General features: G+C 67.7%; 19 protein-coding genes. 9 read left to right on the forward strand and 10 right to left on the reverse strand.

What is annotated here, in order from left to right; genetic code table 11:
* Positions 1-100 precede the first annotated feature (100 nt).
* Positions 101-616: a hypothetical protein gene (locus tag HNP52_RS10615; RefSeq protein WP_184166569.1), complete on the reverse strand. Its 516-nt coding sequence runs from the start codon at positions 614-616 to the stop codon at positions 101-103.
* A 29-nt stretch (positions 617-645) separates the two neighbouring features.
* Positions 646-1,830 (reverse strand): RsmB/NOP family class I SAM-dependent RNA methyltransferase, encoded by a 1,185-nt coding sequence (locus tag HNP52_RS10620; protein ID WP_184166572.1) that lies wholly within the window; start codon positions 1,828-1,830, stop codon positions 646-648.
* A gap of 342 nt (positions 1,831-2,172) precedes the next feature.
* Here HNP52_RS10620 and purT point away from each other — a divergent pair, with 342 nt between their 5' ends.
* Complete coding sequence (gene purT, locus HNP52_RS10625; RefSeq protein ID WP_184166575.1) at positions 2,173-3,342, forward strand: formate-dependent phosphoribosylglycinamide formyltransferase; 1,170 nt, start codon at positions 2,173-2,175, stop codon at positions 3,340-3,342.
* A 95-nt stretch (positions 3,343-3,437) separates the two neighbouring features.
* Positions 3,438-4,373 (forward strand): hypothetical protein, encoded by a 936-nt coding sequence (locus HNP52_RS10630; RefSeq protein ID WP_184166578.1) that lies wholly within the window; start codon positions 3,438-3,440, stop codon positions 4,371-4,373.
* 3 nt (positions 4,374-4,376) lie between these two features.
* On the opposite strand, the gene HNP52_RS10635 is transcribed toward HNP52_RS10630, so the two are convergent.
* From HNP52_RS10635 to HNP52_RS10655, 5 genes are all read right to left on the reverse strand, one after another.
* Positions 4,377-5,381, reverse strand: a complete 1,005-nt coding sequence (locus tag HNP52_RS10635) for a phosphatase PAP2 family protein (RefSeq protein ID WP_311768442.1) — start codon at positions 5,379-5,381, stop codon at positions 4,377-4,379.
* 87 nt (positions 5,382-5,468) lie between these two features.
* Positions 5,469-5,894: a hypothetical protein gene (locus HNP52_RS10640; RefSeq protein ID WP_184166581.1), complete on the reverse strand. Its 426-nt coding sequence runs from the start codon at positions 5,892-5,894 to the stop codon at positions 5,469-5,471.
* Positions 5,895-5,984: 90 nt separating this feature from the next.
* Entirely contained in the window at positions 5,985-7,442 is a 1,458-nt protein-coding gene (guaB, locus tag HNP52_RS10645; protein ID WP_184166584.1) for an IMP dehydrogenase, read from the reverse strand.
* Positions 7,411-7,908, reverse strand: a complete 498-nt coding sequence (locus HNP52_RS10650) for a hypothetical protein (protein ID WP_184166586.1) — start codon at positions 7,906-7,908, stop codon at positions 7,411-7,413. The genes guaB and HNP52_RS10650 overlap by 32 nt, the downstream gene beginning before the upstream one ends.
* A gap of 39 nt (positions 7,909-7,947) precedes the next feature.
* Positions 7,948-8,787: a CoA ester lyase gene (locus HNP52_RS10655; protein ID WP_184166589.1), complete on the reverse strand. Its 840-nt coding sequence runs from the start codon at positions 8,785-8,787 to the stop codon at positions 7,948-7,950.
* 47 nt (positions 8,788-8,834) lie between these two features.
* On the opposite strand from HNP52_RS10655, the gene HNP52_RS10660 reads away from it, so the two are divergent.
* From HNP52_RS10660 to HNP52_RS10690, 7 genes are read left to right on the forward strand one after another with little or no spacing between them, the layout of a single operon-like run.
* On the forward strand, positions 8,835-9,833 hold the full coding sequence (locus HNP52_RS10660; protein ID WP_184166592.1) for an SPFH domain-containing protein: 999 nt from the start codon (positions 8,835-8,837) through the stop codon (positions 9,831-9,833).
* Position 9,834: 1 nt separating this feature from the next.
* Positions 9,835-10,287 carry an NfeD family protein gene (locus tag HNP52_RS10665; RefSeq protein ID WP_184166595.1) on the forward strand — a complete coding sequence of 151 codons (453 nt, stop codon included), beginning with the start codon at positions 9,835-9,837 and terminating at the stop codon, positions 10,285-10,287.
* 25 nt (positions 10,288-10,312) lie between these two features.
* Entirely contained in the window at positions 10,313-12,133 is a 1,821-nt protein-coding gene (locus tag HNP52_RS10670) for a DUF885 family protein (protein WP_184166598.1), read from the forward strand.
* A gap of 32 nt (positions 12,134-12,165) precedes the next feature.
* A complete protein-coding gene (locus HNP52_RS10675; RefSeq protein WP_221416242.1) occupies positions 12,166-12,495 on the forward strand; it encodes a DUF2809 domain-containing protein in 330 nt (109 codons plus the stop codon).
* A gap of 33 nt (positions 12,496-12,528) precedes the next feature.
* Entirely contained in the window at positions 12,529-12,702 is a 174-nt protein-coding gene (locus HNP52_RS10680) for a hypothetical protein (protein WP_184166601.1), read from the forward strand.
* Between the two features lie 18 nt (positions 12,703-12,720).
* Entirely contained in the window at positions 12,721-13,362 is a 642-nt protein-coding gene (locus HNP52_RS23280) for an AraC family transcriptional regulator (protein WP_184166604.1), read from the forward strand.
* A 22-nt stretch (positions 13,363-13,384) separates the two neighbouring features.
* Positions 13,385-15,127, forward strand: a complete 1,743-nt coding sequence (locus tag HNP52_RS10690) for a serine hydrolase (protein ID WP_184166607.1) — start codon at positions 13,385-13,387, stop codon at positions 15,125-15,127.
* Between the two features lie 41 nt (positions 15,128-15,168).
* Here HNP52_RS10690 and HNP52_RS10695 read toward each other — a convergent pair whose 3' ends face one another.
* The 3 genes from HNP52_RS10695 to HNP52_RS10705 are packed head-to-tail and all read right to left on the reverse strand — an operon-like array spanning position 15,169 to position 17,648.
* Positions 15,169-15,489 (reverse strand): hypothetical protein, encoded by a 321-nt coding sequence (locus tag HNP52_RS10695; protein ID WP_184166609.1) that lies wholly within the window; start codon positions 15,487-15,489, stop codon positions 15,169-15,171.
* 39 nt (positions 15,490-15,528) lie between these two features.
* Complete coding sequence (locus HNP52_RS10700) at positions 15,529-15,996, reverse strand: hypothetical protein (protein ID WP_184166610.1); 468 nt, start codon at positions 15,994-15,996, stop codon at positions 15,529-15,531.
* A 38-nt stretch (positions 15,997-16,034) separates the two neighbouring features.
* Entirely contained in the window at positions 16,035-17,648 is a 1,614-nt protein-coding gene (locus tag HNP52_RS10705; protein ID WP_184166612.1) for a phosphoenolpyruvate carboxykinase, read from the reverse strand.
* Positions 17,649-17,708: the final 60 nt, after the last annotated feature.

The raw sequence follows: 17,708 nt of genomic DNA on the forward strand, positions 1-17,708 counted from the left end.
CCAAGAACCCGTTTTCGGCGCTGTCCTGATTGTCAAAGAGCGGCCCGGCATTTGCCGGACCGCCCTTTCCAATCAGACGAAATCCTACATTACAAGCCGATCAGGGCTTGGCCGTCGGCGACGCCGCGGGGGCCGGGGCCGGTTCGGCCTGGGCGGTGACCACCGGCGGGCCCTTGGCGATCGCGGCGGAGAGCTGGGTGGCGTCGGCGCAGCCCTTGGCGCAGAGCTTCTCGATCTTGGCGAGGTTTTCCTTGGCCCGCTCCATCGCGCCCTTGGCGACCATCGCCTCGCCCTGGCCACGCAGCGCGGCGGTGTCGTTGGGCTCGAGGCTCAGCGCCTCGCGATAGAGGCGGATCGCCTTGCCGGACAGGTTCACCTTGCGGGCGATATCGGCGAGGACGAGATAGGCGTCGCGGTTGCGGGGATCGACCGCCAGCGCGCTTTCGAGCACATCGCCGGCGCCCTGGACATTGCCCGCGGCGAGCATCGCGCGGCCCTGCTTGACCATTTCCACCGAGCGCGGATCGATCTGGTCGTCGGCACGCTGCGCCATCAGCGAAGTGGAAACCGAGAGCAGAAGCAACGCACCGGCCGCCCCAATCGCAGTGAAACGCATCACATTCTCCGAAATCTTGCCGGTCGCTATCATGGCCGCCGCATCCTCGCGACAAAAAAGCCGTCGGTCGAGTCCCTTAGCGGGGTGAAGCGCACGCCGGGGCCGCGCGGCGTACCGGCGCCGAGCGCCAGCGGTTCGACGGTCCAGCCGGGATTGCGGTCCAGGAACGCCTGGGCCTGCCCCGCCCCTTCGGCATCGAGCAGCGAGCAGACGACATGGACCAGCACCCCGCCGGGGCGGACCAGATCGGCGGCGATGTCGAGCAACGCAGCCTGCGTCGCGACATAGCGATCGAGCCGCTGCGGATTGAGCCGCCAGCGCGCCTCCGGATTGCGGCGCCAGGTGCCGGTGCCCGAACAGGGCGCATCGACCAGCACGACATCGGCGCGGCCGGTCTGGTCGGCGAGCATCGCGCGCTCCTGGTTCGGATTGAGCAACCGCGTCTCGGCGATGCTCACCCCTGCCCGCTCGGCGCGCGGCATCAGCCGGGAGAGCCGGGGCCGGTCGATATCGCAGGCGAGGATGCTGCCGTGATTGGCCATCGCCGCCGCCAGCGCCAGCGTCTTGCCGCCGCCGCCGGCGCACAGGTCGATGACATGCTGGCCGCGCTCGACACCCGCCGCGAGGCTGACGAACTGGCTGCCGGCATCCTGGACCTCGAGCTTGCCGTCCTTGTACGACGGCAATTGCTCGATCGGCGCATCCGAAGGCGCGCGCAGGCCGGCGGGAAGGCACGGCAACGGCACCGAGCCAGAGATCTCGGCCTGGATGACCGCGGGATCGGCCTTGAGCGTGTTGACCCGGATATCGAGCGGCGCGCGCTCCAGCAGTGCTTCCTGCTCGTCGCTGTCGAGGCCCGATGCGGCGAAGGCCTCGGCCAGCCAGCGCGGCAGCACGCCGGCTTCGGCAATTGGTTCGCCCGGAGCGATCGGTGCCGGGCCATAGGGCGAGCCGTCGAACCACTCGGCCAGTTCCGGGCGGCGCCCGGCCAGCGCCAGCATCGCGGCGCGGCCGGTTTCCGGGCGCTCGCCGAGCATGCGGATCGCGTCATAGACCAGCTCGCGGATCGCGCGGCGGTCCTTGGAACCGGCATAGCGACGCTCGGCGAACCATTTCGCGATGATCGTGTCGGCCGATCCACCCTGGTCACGGGCGGCGGCGGTGATCTTGTCGAGCAGGTCGATTGCGGCCTGGATGCGAGCGGCGGGGTTCATGACGCGCCTACAACGCGGGGCGAAAAATGTTGAATCCCTTGAATCCCCACACGGGTGCGCGGGAGAGCAAGAGGCAGGGAAATCGCGCTCGGCATGGCCGGAGCAGAAGCAGAACATCGCCTACATTGGTAGCGGAAATTGCGGTGGCCGCCTTTCCTTCCAGTTCCCCGGCGAAAGCCGGGGCCCAGGGTAACAAAGCGACACGGCAGAGAAACCCTGGGCCCCGGCTTTCGCCGGGGAGCAGCTTAGGCTGGCCTTCGAAGCGCTTATCAACCGCAGAGCAATGGACAAGCCCGCCCGTTCCCGCCACAGCCGCGCCAACCCAATCAGGAAGGCAAGCACATGGCGTTCACGGCGAAGATCCTGCTCCTCGGCTCGGGCGAACTCGGCCGCGAGTTCGTGATCTCCGCCAAGCGGCTGGGCGCCTATGTGATCGCCTGCGACGCCTATGAGGGTGCGCCCGCGATGCAGGTTGCCGACGGCTTCGAGGTGTTCTCGATGCTCGACGGCGAATTGCTGCGCGCCGCGGTGGAGAAGCACCAGCCGGACTATGTCGTCCCCGAAGTCGAGGCGATCCGCACCGAAGTGCTGGCCGAGCTGGAGGCCGAGGGCTTCACCATCGTTCCCTCCGCCCGCGCCACCCAGATGACGATGAACCGCGACGGCATCCGCGAAGTCGCCGCCGTCGAGCTGGGCCTGCGTACGTCTCGGTACCGGTATGCCGAGAGCCTGGAGGAAGTGCTGGCGGGCGCCGAGCACACCGGCCTGCCCTGCGTGATCAAGCCGGTCATGTCCTCCTCGGGCAAGGGCCAGAGCACGGTGCGTGACGCCGGCGCGCTGGAGGCCGCCTGGGACTATGCCGTCGCCAACATGCGCGGCGACCGCAAGCGGGTGATCGTCGAGGAATTCGTCGACTTCGATTACGAGATCACCCTGCTGACGATCCGCACCCGCGACGGCGTGCTGTTCTGCCCGCCGATCGGCCACCGCCAGGAGCGCGGCGACTATCAGGAGAGCTGGCAGCCCGCCGCGATGTCGGCCCAGGCGATCGCCGACGCGCAGGACATGGCCCGCAAGGTGGTCGACGATCTGGGCGGCTATGGCATCTTCGGCGTGGAGTTCTTCGTGAAGGGCGAGGAAGTGATCTTCTCCGAGCTTTCGCCCCGCCCGCACGACACCGGCATGGTTACGCTGATCTCGCAGAACCTCAGCGAGTTCGACCTGCACGCCCGCGCGGTGATGGGCCTGCCGATCCCGGCGATCGCGCTGCGCGGTCCCTCGGCGAGCGCGGTGATCCTGGCGGATCGGGCTTCGGAGACCTTGTCCTATGCAGGGCTCGCCGAGGCGCTGGCGACCGAGGGCGGCGAAGTGGATGTGCGGATCTTCGGCAAGCCGAATTCGCGGCCGTATCGCCGGATGGGCGTGGCGCTGGCGCTGGCGGGAGATACCGACGCGGCGCGGCGCGTAGCGGCCGAGGCGGCTGGCAAGGTGCGGATCGGATACGGGGACTGATCTCACCGAAATGGTGCAAATGCATTGCCCTTCGCGGACGAGGAAATAGAACTTTCCTCGTCTTCGGGGGAATATCAGGAATGCATAGCCGATCCATGCTGGGCGCCGTTACCGCGCTGGGCCTTGTCGTCGCGGCACCATCGGCGCTTGGGCAGGCGGCACCGGCGAAAGCCCGGCCAGGCAACCAATGCCTGTTCGGCTATGAAGTCACTGGCCCGGACGGCAAGCTGTACAGCATCGCGGATGCGAGACTGAGCTCCGCCGGCGGTAGTGTGGATATTTCGCTCGACTTCGACGGCCCCCTGCCCGATCCCATGATCGCTGCGGGGTCCCACAGTGCGAGCACCGCGCAGTTAGGCTCGTCCTTCATCTCGGCACGGCAGACCGATCCGCGAGACTATCGCCTGGAAAAGACAGGTGATCCGAAGCCGGCCTATATGCGCGAGGCGCCGCTGGCGAAGATCGGCGAGACCTGGTTCGTCGGAGACCGCATCGACATCCTTCCGAAGGATGCGACGGTTACGCTCTTCGTCGAGGCCGATTTCATCGACCTTCTGGTGCCTTCCCGGGCATTCGAGATCTGGTGGAAGGGCACACGGCGCCTGACCGTGAAGTTCGTGCCCAAGCAATTGCCGCCCGAGGAATTCGCGACCGCGTGCCTGGCGCTCCCCGCCTCGCTGCGCGACGGGATGACGCGCTTTCCCAGCCGCAACGTGCTGCGCAAGCTCCAACCCGGCAAAACGCCGGTGGCAATGGATTTCAGGGGCAATGCGGCATCCAGGCCGCTCATCTTCAATCCGTTCGACATGGACGACGAGAACCCTGGCAGCGCAACGTTCCAGGTAACCGTGGGCCGTGACGGGCTGGTCAAGCAATGCGACCTGGTTGCGCAGCGCGGCAAGGTGCCCGACCGGATTTCGGCCTGCGAGAAATTGCGCGACGGTGCGCGCTTCTATCCGGCGACGGACATCATGGGCACGCCCGTCGAGAGCGAGACCCAATATACGGTGGAATGGAAAGTGAAAGGCTGAGCCTTATCCGTGGGGCACCGCGTTGCTGCCGAACCGCCCGACCAGCTTCGCCGCCAGCACCAGCGCCACCAGCGCCACGGCTGCCCCGATGATCATGTCCGACAGATAGTGCGTCCCCTCGATCGGGGTGGCCAGCAGCATCGCCAGGGTGAGGAAGGTCAGCGGCCAGCGCAGGTTTCCGCAGCGCCAGGCGGTGGCGATGTAGACCACGCCCGAGGCGGTGTGGAAGCTGGGCGCCGAGACCAGGCCGCGCAGCTCGTTGAGGTTTACCTGGCCGATCTGGTGCGCGCGGAGCGCCGGGATGAGCTGTTCCTGCCAGATCGCGCTGGTCGGCATATAGGGGATCGGGCCCTTCCAGAGATAGGTCAGCGGGCCGACGGCGGGCATGAACAGGTACAGGGTCAGCGTGATAATCGCCGCGAGCCAGAAGCTGGCGAGGAAGCGGTGCGCCTCGCCCCGCTGGCCGCGAACCGCGAAGGCGATGAGCAGCGCGGCGGGCGTCACATAGATGCACTGATAGGCGGCGACGCCGAGCTTCTGCAGGCTGGGATGCGCGACGACCGTCTCGTACCAGGCGAGCCAATGGAAATGCAGCGCCTCGTCGATCCGCTGGAGGGGGGCGTCGGCATAGCCATGCGACAGCGCCGCCAGCGGATAGGTGGCGACCGCGCCGGTGAGCGCCATCGCCATGAACAGCCCGACATTCTCGGCGAGATCGGCCAGGCCGGGTGCCCAGCGCCGGCTGGTGCGGGACAGAGCCGGACGGACGGAGAAGAGCAGGAGCAGCGCCGCGACATAGGCAAGATTGGATGGCAGCAGCGGATCGATGCGCAGCCCGGCCTTCCACATCAGCGCCGCGCAGATCGCTATGCTCAGGCCGATCGCGCCCCACAGCTGCGCGGGCCGGAAGCCGGCGAAAGATCCGGCGGGTCGGTTGGGCGCTACATCGGGAAGCGTCGGGAAAATGGCGGGGCCTGGCGCGAGCCGGGCACGAACGAAACTTGGCACCGGGCGGAGCGTAGCGAATTACCAAGCCGGCGCAATCGGATAGAAGACGGCTCGCCGTCCCGCCCCGGGGCTGGGGCAAAACGGCTCTCAGGCGGCCTGGCCGCCGCTCCAGCCCTTGCGCAGCTCGCAGACGTGCAGGATGTGGTCGTTCACCCGCTTCATCATGAGATTGGCGCTCAGGCGATATTCCGGCCAGTTCTCGAGGACGTGGCGCCGCGCCCAGCGCAGGCCGAAATCGTCATAGTCGCGCTGGAGCTGGATGCAGTCGATCTTGAGCGCCTGCGCGTCCCGCTGCGCTTCGGCCGAGCCGATGCCCTGCTGGGCGGGCTCGTAAATCTCTTCATGGACGAAGCGCTGATAGGCGGCCAGCGCCTCGACCATCTCGCGGCGGAGATGGCGCAGCGCATCCAGATCGGCATCCTTCACGGAGTCGGTGATCTGGGTGCGGGCAGTGGCCATGATCTCGATCAGTCGATCATGATGCCGGGTGAGAATATCGATGCGCCGTGACATCGCTTCATAATGGCGCAAATGTCTTGCCAGAGCTTTACCGCCCGACGGGCCGCGTCGCCCAGAAGGACGACGCGGCCGGCGGTGTCGCGCTTAGCGCGTCGGGTAGTTCGGCGCCTCGCGGGTGATCGTCACGTCGTGGACGTGGCTCTCGCGCAGGCCGGCATTGGTGATGCGGACGAAGCGGGCCTTCTTCTGGAACTCGTCGATGGTCGCGGCACCGACATAGCCCATCGACGCCTTCACGCCGCCGACCAGCTGGTGGATCACGTCCTTGGCCGGGCCCTTGAACGCCACCTGGCCCTCGATGCCCTCGGGGACGAGCTTGAGCTGGTCCTTGACGTCCTGCTGGAAATAGCGGTCGGCCGAACCGCGCGCCATCGCGCCGACCGAGCCCATGCCGCGGTACGACTTGTAGGCGCGGCCCTGGTAGAGGAAGGTCTCGCCCGGTGCTTCCTCGGTGCCGGCAAGCAGCGAGCCGATCATCGCGGTGGAGGCACCGGCGGCGAGCGCCTTGGCGACGTCGCCCGAGGTGCGGATGCCGCCATCGGCGACCACCGGCACGTCATGTTTGGCGGCTTCGTTGGCGGCTTCCATCACCGCGGTGAGCTGCGGCACGCCGACGCCGGCGACGACGCGGGTGGTGCAGATCGAGCCCGGCCCGATGCCGACCTTGATGCCGTCCGCGCCGGCGCCGATCAGCGCCTTGGCGGCTTCGGCGGTGGCGATGTTGCCGGCGATCACCTGGACGCGGTTGGAGAGCTTCTTCACCCGCTCGACCGCGCGGCTGACCTCGACATTGTGGCCGTGCGCGGTGTCGATCACGATCAGGTCGACCTCGGCGTCGACCAGCGCCTCGGTGCGGGCGAAGCCCTTGTCGCCCACGGTGGTGGCGGCGGCGACGCAGAGGCGGCCGGCGGCGTCCTTGGTGGCCGACGGATAGTTCACCGCCTTCTCGATGTCCTTCACCGTGATCAGGCCGACGCAGCGATAGGCATCGTCGACGACCAGCAGCTTCTCGATGCGGCGCGAATGGAGCAGGCGGCGCGCCTCTTCCGAGCTGACGCCCGCACGGACGGTGGCAAGGTTGTCGTGCGTCATCAGCTCGGCGACCGGCTGGTCGAGCCGCTCGGCGAAGCGGACGTCGCGGTTGGTGAGGATGCCGGCGAGCTTGCCCGACGCCTCGACGATCGGGATGCCGCTGATGCGGTGCTGGGCCATCAGCGCACGGGCCTCGGCCAGGGTGCCGGTGGGCGCCATGGTGATCGGGTTGACGACCATGCCGCTCTCGAAGCGCTTGACCGCGCGGACCGCCTCGACCTGCTCCTCGATGTCGAGATTGCGGTGGAGGACGCCGATGCCGCCGAGCTGCGCCATGACGATCGCCATGTCGGCTTCGGTGACGGTGTCCATCGCCGAGGAGAGGATCGGGATGTTGAGCGAGAGGCCGCGGGTTACCCGCGTACGGGTGTCGGCCATGCTCGGCAGGACTTCGGATTCCCCCGGATAGAGGAGAACGTCATCGAAGGTGAGGCCGAGGGGGATGTCCATGGGGTGCGCCAATGTCCTGATTCGGAAGTTGGCGGCCCATGTAACCGCGAGGGTCGGAAAGCGCTAGGGGGTCGGCGTCATCTTGTCGGTCGCAAAGCAGCGCCTGCTCGACCATGACCTGCTGGCGGATGCTGCGCGAAAGCTCGACCGAGGCACGGCAATAGCCCGGCCAGTCGGCAGCGACCTCGCGCAGGCCCCAGTTGCCGACGTGCACGGTATATTCGATGCGCTTCTCGATGTTTGACTGGCGCAGCGCGGCGATCTGCTGGGCATGGACGCCGGTCGCCTCACGTTCCAGCGCCTCGCAGAGCCGGTCGACGGTGTTGCGGCGCTCGCCATTCACCTTGGAGATATAGAGCCGGACGCGCGACAGGCGCAGCTGGTCCAGCGCGGGCTGCGCGAGGAGATGTTCGAGCTCGTCGAGCGCGGCGAGCAGATCGCTGTGAAGCTTGGGCAGTCCGGGCATGTAGCTATAATAGACGCTGCCGGGCCTAGGTGGTCCTACCTAGGCAAGGAAATCATCCGATCCGGCATAATCCATCGCACGATCGAGCAGCGCGCGGGCCTGATCGACGTGCATCGCCTCGATCATCCGGCCGTCATAGCGCTCGGCCCCGCCCGTCGCCGCGGCAACGAGGGCGCGGGCTTCGGCCAGTTCGGCCTCGCTGGGGCCGAATGCCTGGCCGGCGATGGCGATCTGGTTCGGATGGATGAGCGACTTGCCGTCATAGCCGAGCGCCCTGCCCTCGCGGCATTCGGCGGCGAGACCCTGGGGATCGTCGAGCTTGTTGAACACGCCGTCGAGCGCCCAGACGCCGGCGGCGCGGGCGGCGAGGACGACGCTTTGCAGGGATACGCCCATCTGCGCACGCCCGCTGGAGGGCGGGAGGCGGAGCGAGGCGGCCAGGTCGTTGGTGCCGATGATGAGCCCGGCCAGGCCCGGCACCGCGGCGATCTCGGCGGCACCCAGCACGCCGCGCGGGGTTTCGATCATCACCAGCAACGGCTTGCCGAGCGCCCTGGCGACCTGCGCGACCTCTTCGGCACTTTCCGCCTTGGGCAGCACCGCGAAGTTGGCGCTGGAGCCCGCAATCGCCGCGACATCCTCGCCATGCTCGGCGGTGTCGATCGCGTTGATCCGGATCGCCGAGAGGCTGGCGGCAAAGCCCTGCCCCACCGCTTCGACCGCCGCGACGCGGGCGCTCACCTTGTCGGCCTGCTTCACCGCATCCTCGAGGTCGAGGATCACCAGATCGGCGCCGAGCCCCCGCGCCTTCTCGATCGCGCGCGGGTTCGAGGCCGGCAGGAACAGGGCGGTGCGCGGTGCGAGACGGGCTGTGGTCATGCCCCCTCTCTATGCTAGCAAGAGGCAAATCGTGAAGGGGGAGTCGGATGCTCGTACTCAATGTTTTCCTGGGCGCGGTCGCCGTGGTCGTCGTGCTCTACCTCTTCTCCAGCGTGACCATCGTCCGCCAGGGCTATCAGTACACGATCGAGCATTTCGGCCGCTTCACCAGCGTCGCCGGGCCGGGCTTCAACTTCTTCCCCGCCTTCTTCTACCGGGTCGGCCGCCGGGTGAACATGATGGAGCAGGTGATCGACATCCCCGGGCAGGAGATCATCACCAAGGACAATGCGATGATCTCCACCGACGGCGTGGTGTTCTTCCAGGTCCTCGACGCGGCCAAGGCGGCCTATGAGGTGAGCGACCTCTACATCGCGCTGCTCAACCTGGTGACGACCAACCTGCGTACCGTGATGGGCGCGATGGACCTGGACGAGACCTTGTCGAAGCGCGACGAGATCAATGCGCGACTGCTCTCGGTGGTCGATCACGCGACGACGCCCTGGGGCGTGAAGATCACCCGCGTCGAGATCAAGGACATCCGCCCGCCGGCCGACATCGTCAACGCCATGGCCCGCCAGATGAAGGCCGAGCGCGAGAAGCGCGCCAACATCCTCGAGGCCGAGGGCAGCCGCGCCGGCGCGATCCTGCGCGCCGAGGGCGAGAAGCAGTCGAAGATCCTCGAGGCCGAGGGCCGGCGCGAAGCCGCCTTCCGCGACGCCGAGGCACGCGAGCGCTCGGCCGAGGCGGAAGCCAAGGCGACCCAGCTGGTGTCCGACGCGATCGAGGCGGGATCGAGCCAGTCGCTCAACTATTTCATCGCGCAGAAATATGTCGAGGCGGTCGGCAAGTTCGCGACCAGCCCCAATGCCAAGACGATCCTGTTCCCGGTCGAGGCGACCCAGCTGATCGGCACGCTGGGCGGGATCGGGGAACTGGCCAAGGATGCGCTGGCTGGTGGCGGTGGCGGCAATGGCGGCGCCCCGCGCCCGCCGGCACCGCCCGCCCCGCCGCGCCCGCGTCCGTTCGAGCCCAAGGAGGGTTGAGATGAACCTGCAGGAGCTGCTCACCGTGAACACCGGCCTCGCCTGGCTGATCCTGGCGGCGCTGCTGGCCATCGCCGAGCTGCTGGCGCCGGGCATCTTCCTGGTGTTCATCGCCGCCGGCGCCGCGATCACCGGCATCGTCACATTGCTGGTGCCGGGCTTCGACCTGGTGTTCGAAGTGTTCCTGTTCGCCGCGGCATCGGCGGCGGCGGTGGCGCTCGGGCGCGGCTGGTATCGCAGCAACCCGGTGCCGAGCGCCGACCCGCTGCTCAACGACCGCGTCGCCCGGCTGGTCGGCCAGGTCGTCACCGTGGTCGAGCCGATCACCGCCGGCCAGGGCCGGGTGAAGGTGGGCGACGGCGAATGGCCGGCCAATGGCCCGGACACCCCCGCCGGCGCGCATGTCCGCATCACCGGCGCCCGCGACGGCTCGCTCGACGTCGAGCCGGCCTGAAGACTTTCGTTTCGAGGAAAATTGCATGGATACCACTCGTCGCCAGTTGCTGCTCGGCGCAGGCTCGACTCTCGCGCTCGCCGGCATGCCCGCCACGGCCCGCGCATTCGCCGCCCAGAATGACGCCCCTGCCCAGGCGCTGCTCGACCGGGTCGCCGAGCAGATGCTGCGCGACTATCCCGAGACGGCGACCACGCTCGGCGTAGACAAGGACAAGCGCGCCAACCTCAAGCACCAGCTGATGGACCGATCGGTGAAGGGTCAGGCGAAGATCGCCGCGAACCTGAAAAGGGCGCTGGCGGACATCGCCAGGCTCGACCTGAACGCGCTGAGCCCGGCGATGCGCACCAATATCGACGTTATCCAGGCGAGCTTCTCCAACGCGCTCAAGGGTTTCGGCTTCGGCTATGGCGATGTCGCGACCGGCAGCTGGCGCAACTCGCCCTATGTGGTGGTGCAGAATGTCGGCGCCTTCCTCGATACCCCGCGCATGCTCGACAGCGACCACCAGATCGCCGTGCCCGAGGATGCGGAGGGCTATCTCGACCGGCTGGAGAGCTATGCCGAGCAGCTGGACGGCGAGACCGAGCGGCTCAAGATCGCCGCCAGCAAGGGCGTGATCGCACCCGACTTCCTGCTCGACAAATGCCTGAAGCAGATCAGGCAGGCGCGCAGCGGCGATCCGGCCGGCTGGGGCGTGGTCACCTCGCTGGCGAACCGCACCGCGGGGATGGACGGCGATTTCGGCGAGCGTGCCTGGCTGCTCGCCAAGGACAAGCTCACGCCGGCCCTGGATCGCCAGATCGCGGAGCTGGAGAAGCATCGCAAGCGCGCGACCAGCGATGCCGGCGTGTGGAAGTCCAGGGACGGCGACGCCTATTACGCCTGGGCGCTGAGCGCCGGCACCACCACGGCGATGACGCCCGACGAAGTCCACCAGATGGGCCTCGACCAGCTGGCCAGGATCCAGTCCGAGATGGACGCGATCCTCAAGAAGGAAGGCTATTCTCAGGGCTCGGTCGGCGCGCGGATGGAAGCTTTGGGCAAGGATTCGCGCTTCACCTTCCCCGACAATGACGCCGGCCGTGCCGAGATCATCAAGTTCATGCAGGAGCGCGTGAACGACATTCGCGGGCGAATGCCGCAGGCGTTCCACACGCTGGTGAAGGGCAATCTCGAGGTCCGCCGCCTGCCGCTGGAAGAGGAGCCCGGCGCACCCGGCGCCTATGGCGGCGCGGGCTCGATCGACGGCACCGTGCCGGGCAAGATCTGGCTCAACCTGCGCACTACCGCGCTGCACACGAAGTTCAGCCTGCCCGACCTTGCCTATCATGAGGGCATTCCGGGACATGTCTGGCAGGGCGAATATGCCAACCGGATGCCGCTGATCCGCAGCATCCTGGCGTTCAACGCCTATTCGGAAGGCTGGGCGCTCTACGCCGAGCAGCTGGCCGACGAGCTGGGCGTCTATGCCGAGAACCCGGCGGAGAAGCTCGGCTATCTCCAGTCGCTGGGCTTCCGCGCCTGCCGCCTGGTCGTCGATACCGGGCTGCATGCCAAGCGCTGGAGCCGGCAGAAGGCGATCGACTGGTTCGTCACCGCCAATGGCTCCTCGGTCGAGGAAGTCTCGGGCGAGGTCGACCGCTATTGCTCCTGGCCGGGCCAAGCCTGCGGCTACAAGGTGGGGCATAGCGAGATCAATCGCCTGCGCGACAAGGCCAAGGGCGCGCTGGGCGACCGCTACGACTTCCGCGCGTTCAACGATGCGGTGGTGCTCGGCGGCAACGTGCCGATGACGGTGCTCGGCCATGTGATCGACCGGCATATCGCCGAGCGTAAAGCCTGACCTGGCGCCCGCGCCATGCGGCCGCGGCGGCGTTGCTGTTCGCGGTGGAGGTGGCGATCGCGCTCTATGTGCGCGATCGCTTCGTGCGGCCCTATCTGGGCGACGTGCTGGCGGTGATCCTGGTCTATTGCGGGCTGCGGGCGGTGCTGCCGATCCGGCCCCTGCCCGCCGCGCTGAGCGCTTTCGCGATCGGCGCGGCGATCGAGATCGGGCAGGCCGTGCATGTGCTCGACCTGCTCGGGGTGCAGAACCGGGTGATCCGCGTGGTGCTGGGCGGCAGCTTCGAGTGGCTCGACTTCCTGGCCTATGCCGCCGGCGCCGGGATCGCACTGGTGGTTGATCAGCGCGTGTTATCCAGATAACACAGCAAGAAACCGGATCGGGGATCGGCAACAGTGGCTTTGCGTCGGGCGCGGCATGAATTCTGGGGCGACGGCCCCGCCTATCGCGCGATCGGCGGCTTCACCTACCACCGCCTCGCCGCCACCGCGCCCGAGCATGAAGTCGAGACGCACACGCATGACGAGGCGCATTTCGTGCTCGTCCTGTCGGGCGGCTACAAATCCTAGGCCAGGGACGCACCGGCGGTGTCGCGCACGCCGCTGCTGGTGTTCAATCCGCCCGGCACCACCCACCGCGACCGTTTCCATGAGGGCCAGGGCAGCTTCCTCGCCATTTCGGGCGGCTATGAGCAAGGCGAAGGCCCGGCGGTGCGCGTGCTCGATCCCTATGCGATCTGGACCGCGCATGCGGTGGCGGCGCAGTTCGACCGATCGGCGCCCTCCCCGCTCGCCTTTGACGGGCGGGCGCACCAGCTGGTCGCCACCATGCAGCCGCTCTCCTCGGACGAGGCCCGCAACGCCAGCAAGCCGCCGAGCTGGCTGAAACGCGTGTTCGAGATGACCTTCACCGCCGACGATCCCGAACTGAGCGTCGCCGACCTCGCCGCCGAGGCGGGGGTGCATCCGGTGCACCTGGCGCGGGTCTTCCGCCGCTATCTCCACTGCACGCCGGGCGAACATCTGCGCGGGCGGCGGCTCGAGCGCGCGGCGGCGATGCTGGGGGACGGTACCGCTTCGCTGGCGGAAGTCGCCTATGCCACCGGGTTCGTCGACCAGGCGCATCTCAGCCATGCCTTTCGCGACGCATTCCGCGCCACGCCCTCGCGCTGGCGGCGAGAGGTTGCGCGGATACAAGACGGCGGCGCGTCCGCATCGCAGAGCGGCTGACGCAACAGATGAAAGCGTTTCGATGCGTAAAGCCCTTGCCTCCGCCCTGCTCGCCTGCGCGATGACCCTTCCCACTTCCCTTGCCGCGCAGGACGCGAAGCCGGAGCTTGTCGGCCTGTGGGCCGCGAAGAAGCGCTTCGGCCCCGATGTGCGGGGCACCCTCACCCTGGTGCGCGACGGCGCGAAATGGCGGGCGGAGATCGCCGGGCGCGAAGCTGCGGTCGAGCAGGCGGGCGACACGCTGCGCTTCACCCTGCCCGGCGAGCGCGGCAGCTTTCGCGGGCGGATCGAAGGCACGCGCATCCGCGGCCATTGGGTCCAGCCGCGCATGGCGACCAGCGGCATGCGCTTCTCGACGCCGGTGGTGCTGGAAGCCGCCGGCCCGTCGCAATGGCGCGGCGAGGTGCGACCTCTCGACGACAGCTTCACCCTCTATCTGAAAGTCGATCGCGAGGCGGACGGCCGGCTCGGCGTGTTCATGCGCAACCCGGACCGCAATGTCGGGCGCAATGTCGACCTGAAGCATATCGAGCTGAAGGACGGGCGGGTGCGACTGCTCGGCAAGCCCGGCGGCATGGCCGAGGAAGTCGAGATCGCCACCGGCAGCTTCGATGCGGAGAACAAGCTGCTCTCGATCGTCATCCCCGGGCGCGGCAACACCTATGACTTTGAACCCGCCGACGCGCTGAGCGACTTCTATCCGCGTCCCGGCCTCCCTGCCCCTTATGCCTGGCGCGCGCCGCTGGCGAAGGGCGATGGCTGGCCGGTCTCGACGCTGGCGGCGGAGAAGATCGACCGGGCGGCGATCGAGCGCTTCGTCCAGATGCTGATCGACGAGCCGATGGCCAACGTCCATTCGCAGGAGATCCATGCGGTGCTCGTCGCCCGGCACGGCAGACTGGTGCTCGAGGAATATCTCCACGGCACCGATGGCGATGCGCTGCACGACACGCGCTCGGCGGCGAAGAGCCTCACATCGGTGCTGGTCGGCGCAGCGATGCAGGATGGCGCGCGGATCGGGCCGGAGACGCCGGTCTATGCGACGCTGGAGAAGGCGCTCCCCGCCGATCTCGATCCGCGCAAGCGGGCGATGACGCTGGGCGACCTGCTCAGCATGGCCTCGGGCTTCCACTGCGACGATCGCGATCCCAAGGCACCGGGCAATGAAGACGTGATGCAGAGCCAGGACGCGCAGCCGGACTGGTATCGCTATGCGCTCGACCTGCCGATGGTCGCACAGCCGGGCGGCGAGCGGGTCTATTGCAGCACCAATCCCAACCTCGCCGGCGGGGTCCTCGCCAAGGTGACCGGCGAGCCGATCGAGGACAGTTTCGACCGACTGATCGCGCGGCCGATGCAGTTCGGACCCTATGCACTCAACCTCCAGCCGACGGGCGAGGTCTATATGGGCGGCGGCGCGCAGTTCCGGCCGCGCGATTTCATGAAGCTCGGCCAGCTGATGCTGAATGGCGGCACCTGGCAGGGCAAGCGCATCCTGAGTGCCGACTGGGTGCAGCGCTCCACCGCGCCGCGCGGACAGCTGCGCGGGCTGCATTACGGCTATCTCTGGTGGGGGATCGACCTGCCCTGGCAGGCCCAGACGCTGCCGGCCTATTATGCGGCCGGCAATGGCGGCCAGGTGGTGATCGTGGTGCCGAAGCTCGACCTGGTCGTCGCGATCTTCGGCGGCAATTACGGGGACAAGGTGATGTACGTGCCCCAGGAGAAATACACGCCCGAGCACATCCTGCCCGCGGTGCGCTGAGCGCAGGGGCTCGCCGGTTCGCGACGAGCCCCGGCTACGGATCAGCTCTTGCCGCCGAGGAAGCCCGAGGCGAGCCCGCCGAGCTGGCCGAGCACGCCTTCGCCGTCGCCCTTCAGCAGATTGGCGAAATGGCCGAGCGAGCCTTCGCCGCCGATATGGCCGATGATCTCCTGGAGCTTCTCCACCGGGAGGCCGGTGGCGCCGGCGGCGCCTTCAGCGGTGTCGGTGTCCATCGGATGGAACTTGGCGAGCGCCTGCACGGCCTGCTCGACATGCTCGGGCGAGAGCCCGACCTTCGCCGCGAGATTGGCGATGTCCACATTCTGCGTGACCTGGCCGAGGATGCCGTCGAGGATGCTCATACTATTACCTCCCGATGGGTGATTGGAACGGCATCGTATCTAGCACGCCGACTCGTCCGCGCCCAACGGCAATGGTGCCCGGTCCGGCGGAACGAAACCGCGGCGCGCCGGGACGGAGAAGAGCAGCTCGCGGCTGTAGAAACCGAGCGGCCAGTCGCGCCGCCCGACCCGCGAGCGCAGCAGACCGTTGACGCGCTCGACCAGCCCGGTCTCGCCGGTCTGCGCCAGGAACAGGCGCACGCCGGCGACATAAGCCCGGGTGATCGTGTCGTGATAGCCGCCCTTGTCGTCATTCACGCCGCCCACGCTCTCGTTGAAGCGCGAGATCAGCCCGGCGATCTCGGCATCCACGTCCACATCCGGGCGCTCGGCGACCAGATACAGGCAGGCGGCGAGATGCGCCTCATGGGTCCACTCCTCCTTCGCGAGCGAACAGGCGAGCAGTCCTTCGCCGAGATGGACGATCTCGGCGTCAGTGGCGAACAGTCTTGGCGTGAACTCGGTCATCGATCGGGCTCCTATCGCCCGATCGATGACCGGGCCAGTCAGGCGTTTGCGGTTACCTTGGGGGCTGCTTCGCGCACCCCTTGGTCGACGTGATCCGCGAATTGGGCGAAATTCTCGACGAACTGGTCGACCAGCCGGCCGGCGGTGGCGTCGTAATCCGCCTTGTTGTTCCAAGTCGCGCGCGGATCGAGGATGGCGCTGTCCACCCCGTTGACCGCCACCGGCACCATGAACCCGAAATTCGGGTCCTTGCGGAACTCGGCCTGGGCCAGGCTGCCGTCGAGCGCGGCATTGAGCAGCGCGCGCGTCACCTTGATCGGCATGCGCTTGATCCCTGGATCGGTGGCGCGGCCGCCGCTCCAGCCGGTGTTGACCAGCCAGCAATCGACTCCGCCCCTTGCGATCCGCTCCTTGAGCAGGTTGCCGTACACCGCCGGGTGGCGCGGCATGAAGGCGGCGCCGAAGCAGGTGGAGAAGGTCGCCTCGGGCTCGGTCACGCCGATCTCGGTGCCGGCCACCTTGGCGGTGTAGCCCGAGAGGAAGTGGTACATCGCCTGGTCCGGCGTCAGCTTGGCGATCGGCGGCATCACCCCGAAGGCGTCGGCGGTCAGGAAGATGATGTTGCGCGGCACCGGGCCGAGATTGTGCTCGGAGGTGTTGGGGATGAAGTCGATCGGATAGGCGCCGCGGCTGTTCTCCGCGAGGCTGTTATCCGCCAGGTCGAGCGTGCGGCTCGCCTCGTCCATCACCACATTCTCGAGCACCGTGCCGAAGCGCCTGGTGGTCGCGAAGATCTCCGGCTCTGCCTCGGCCGAGAGGTTGATCATCTTGGCATAGCAGCCGCCCTCGAAATTGAAGACGGCGGTGTCCGACCAGCCATGCTCGTCATCGCCGATCAGCGTGCGGCTGGCGTCGGCCGAGAGCGTGGTCTTGCCGGTGCCCGACAGGCCGAAGAACACCGCGGTGTCGCCGTCGGGCCCGATATTGGCCGAGCAGTGCATCGGCATGATGCCGTCGACGGGCAGCAGATAGTTGAGCAGCCCGAAGACGCTCTTCTTCATCTCGCCGGCATAGGCGGTGCCGCCGATCAGGATCAGCTTCTCGGTGAAGTTCACCGCGATCACCGTCTCGCTGCGCGTGCCGTGGCGATCGGGATCGGCGCGGAAGCTCGGCAGGTCGATGATCGTGTATTCGGGCGTGAACCCCGCCAGCTCGGCGCCTTCGGGGCGGACCAGCATCGTCCGGATGAACAAATTGTGCCAGGCCAGCTCGTTGATCACGCGGACGTTCACCCGGTGCTCGGGCTGCGAGCCGCCATACAGGTCCTGCACGAACAGCGTGTCGCGCGCGGCGACCTCGGCGAGGAAATCGGCCTTGAGCGCCGCGAAATGCGCCGGGCTCATGTCCTTGTTGACCTTGCCCCACCAGACGCTGTCCTCGGTGGTGGCGTCGCGGACGATGAACTTGTCCTTGGCGCTGCGGCCCGTGTGCTTGCCGGTGGTGACGACCAGCGGGCCGTCCTTGGCCAGCTTGCCTTCGCCGCGGCTCACGGCCTGCTCGACCAGCTGGGCGGTTTCGAGATTCCAGAAAATATCGGCCCCGGTCCCGATGCCCATAGCATCGAGACCGTGGCGCGGCGTGCGCTCAGTCAAATTTGCCTCCGTCTCCAAACACCCTTTGGGTGATCTGCCCGGGCTGTTGCCGCCCGGTGC

The organism is Sphingomonas kyeonggiensis (genome assembly GCF_014204495.1).
Taxonomy (GTDB): Bacteria; Pseudomonadota; Alphaproteobacteria; order Sphingomonadales; family Sphingomonadaceae; genus Sphingomonas; species Sphingomonas kyeonggiensis_A.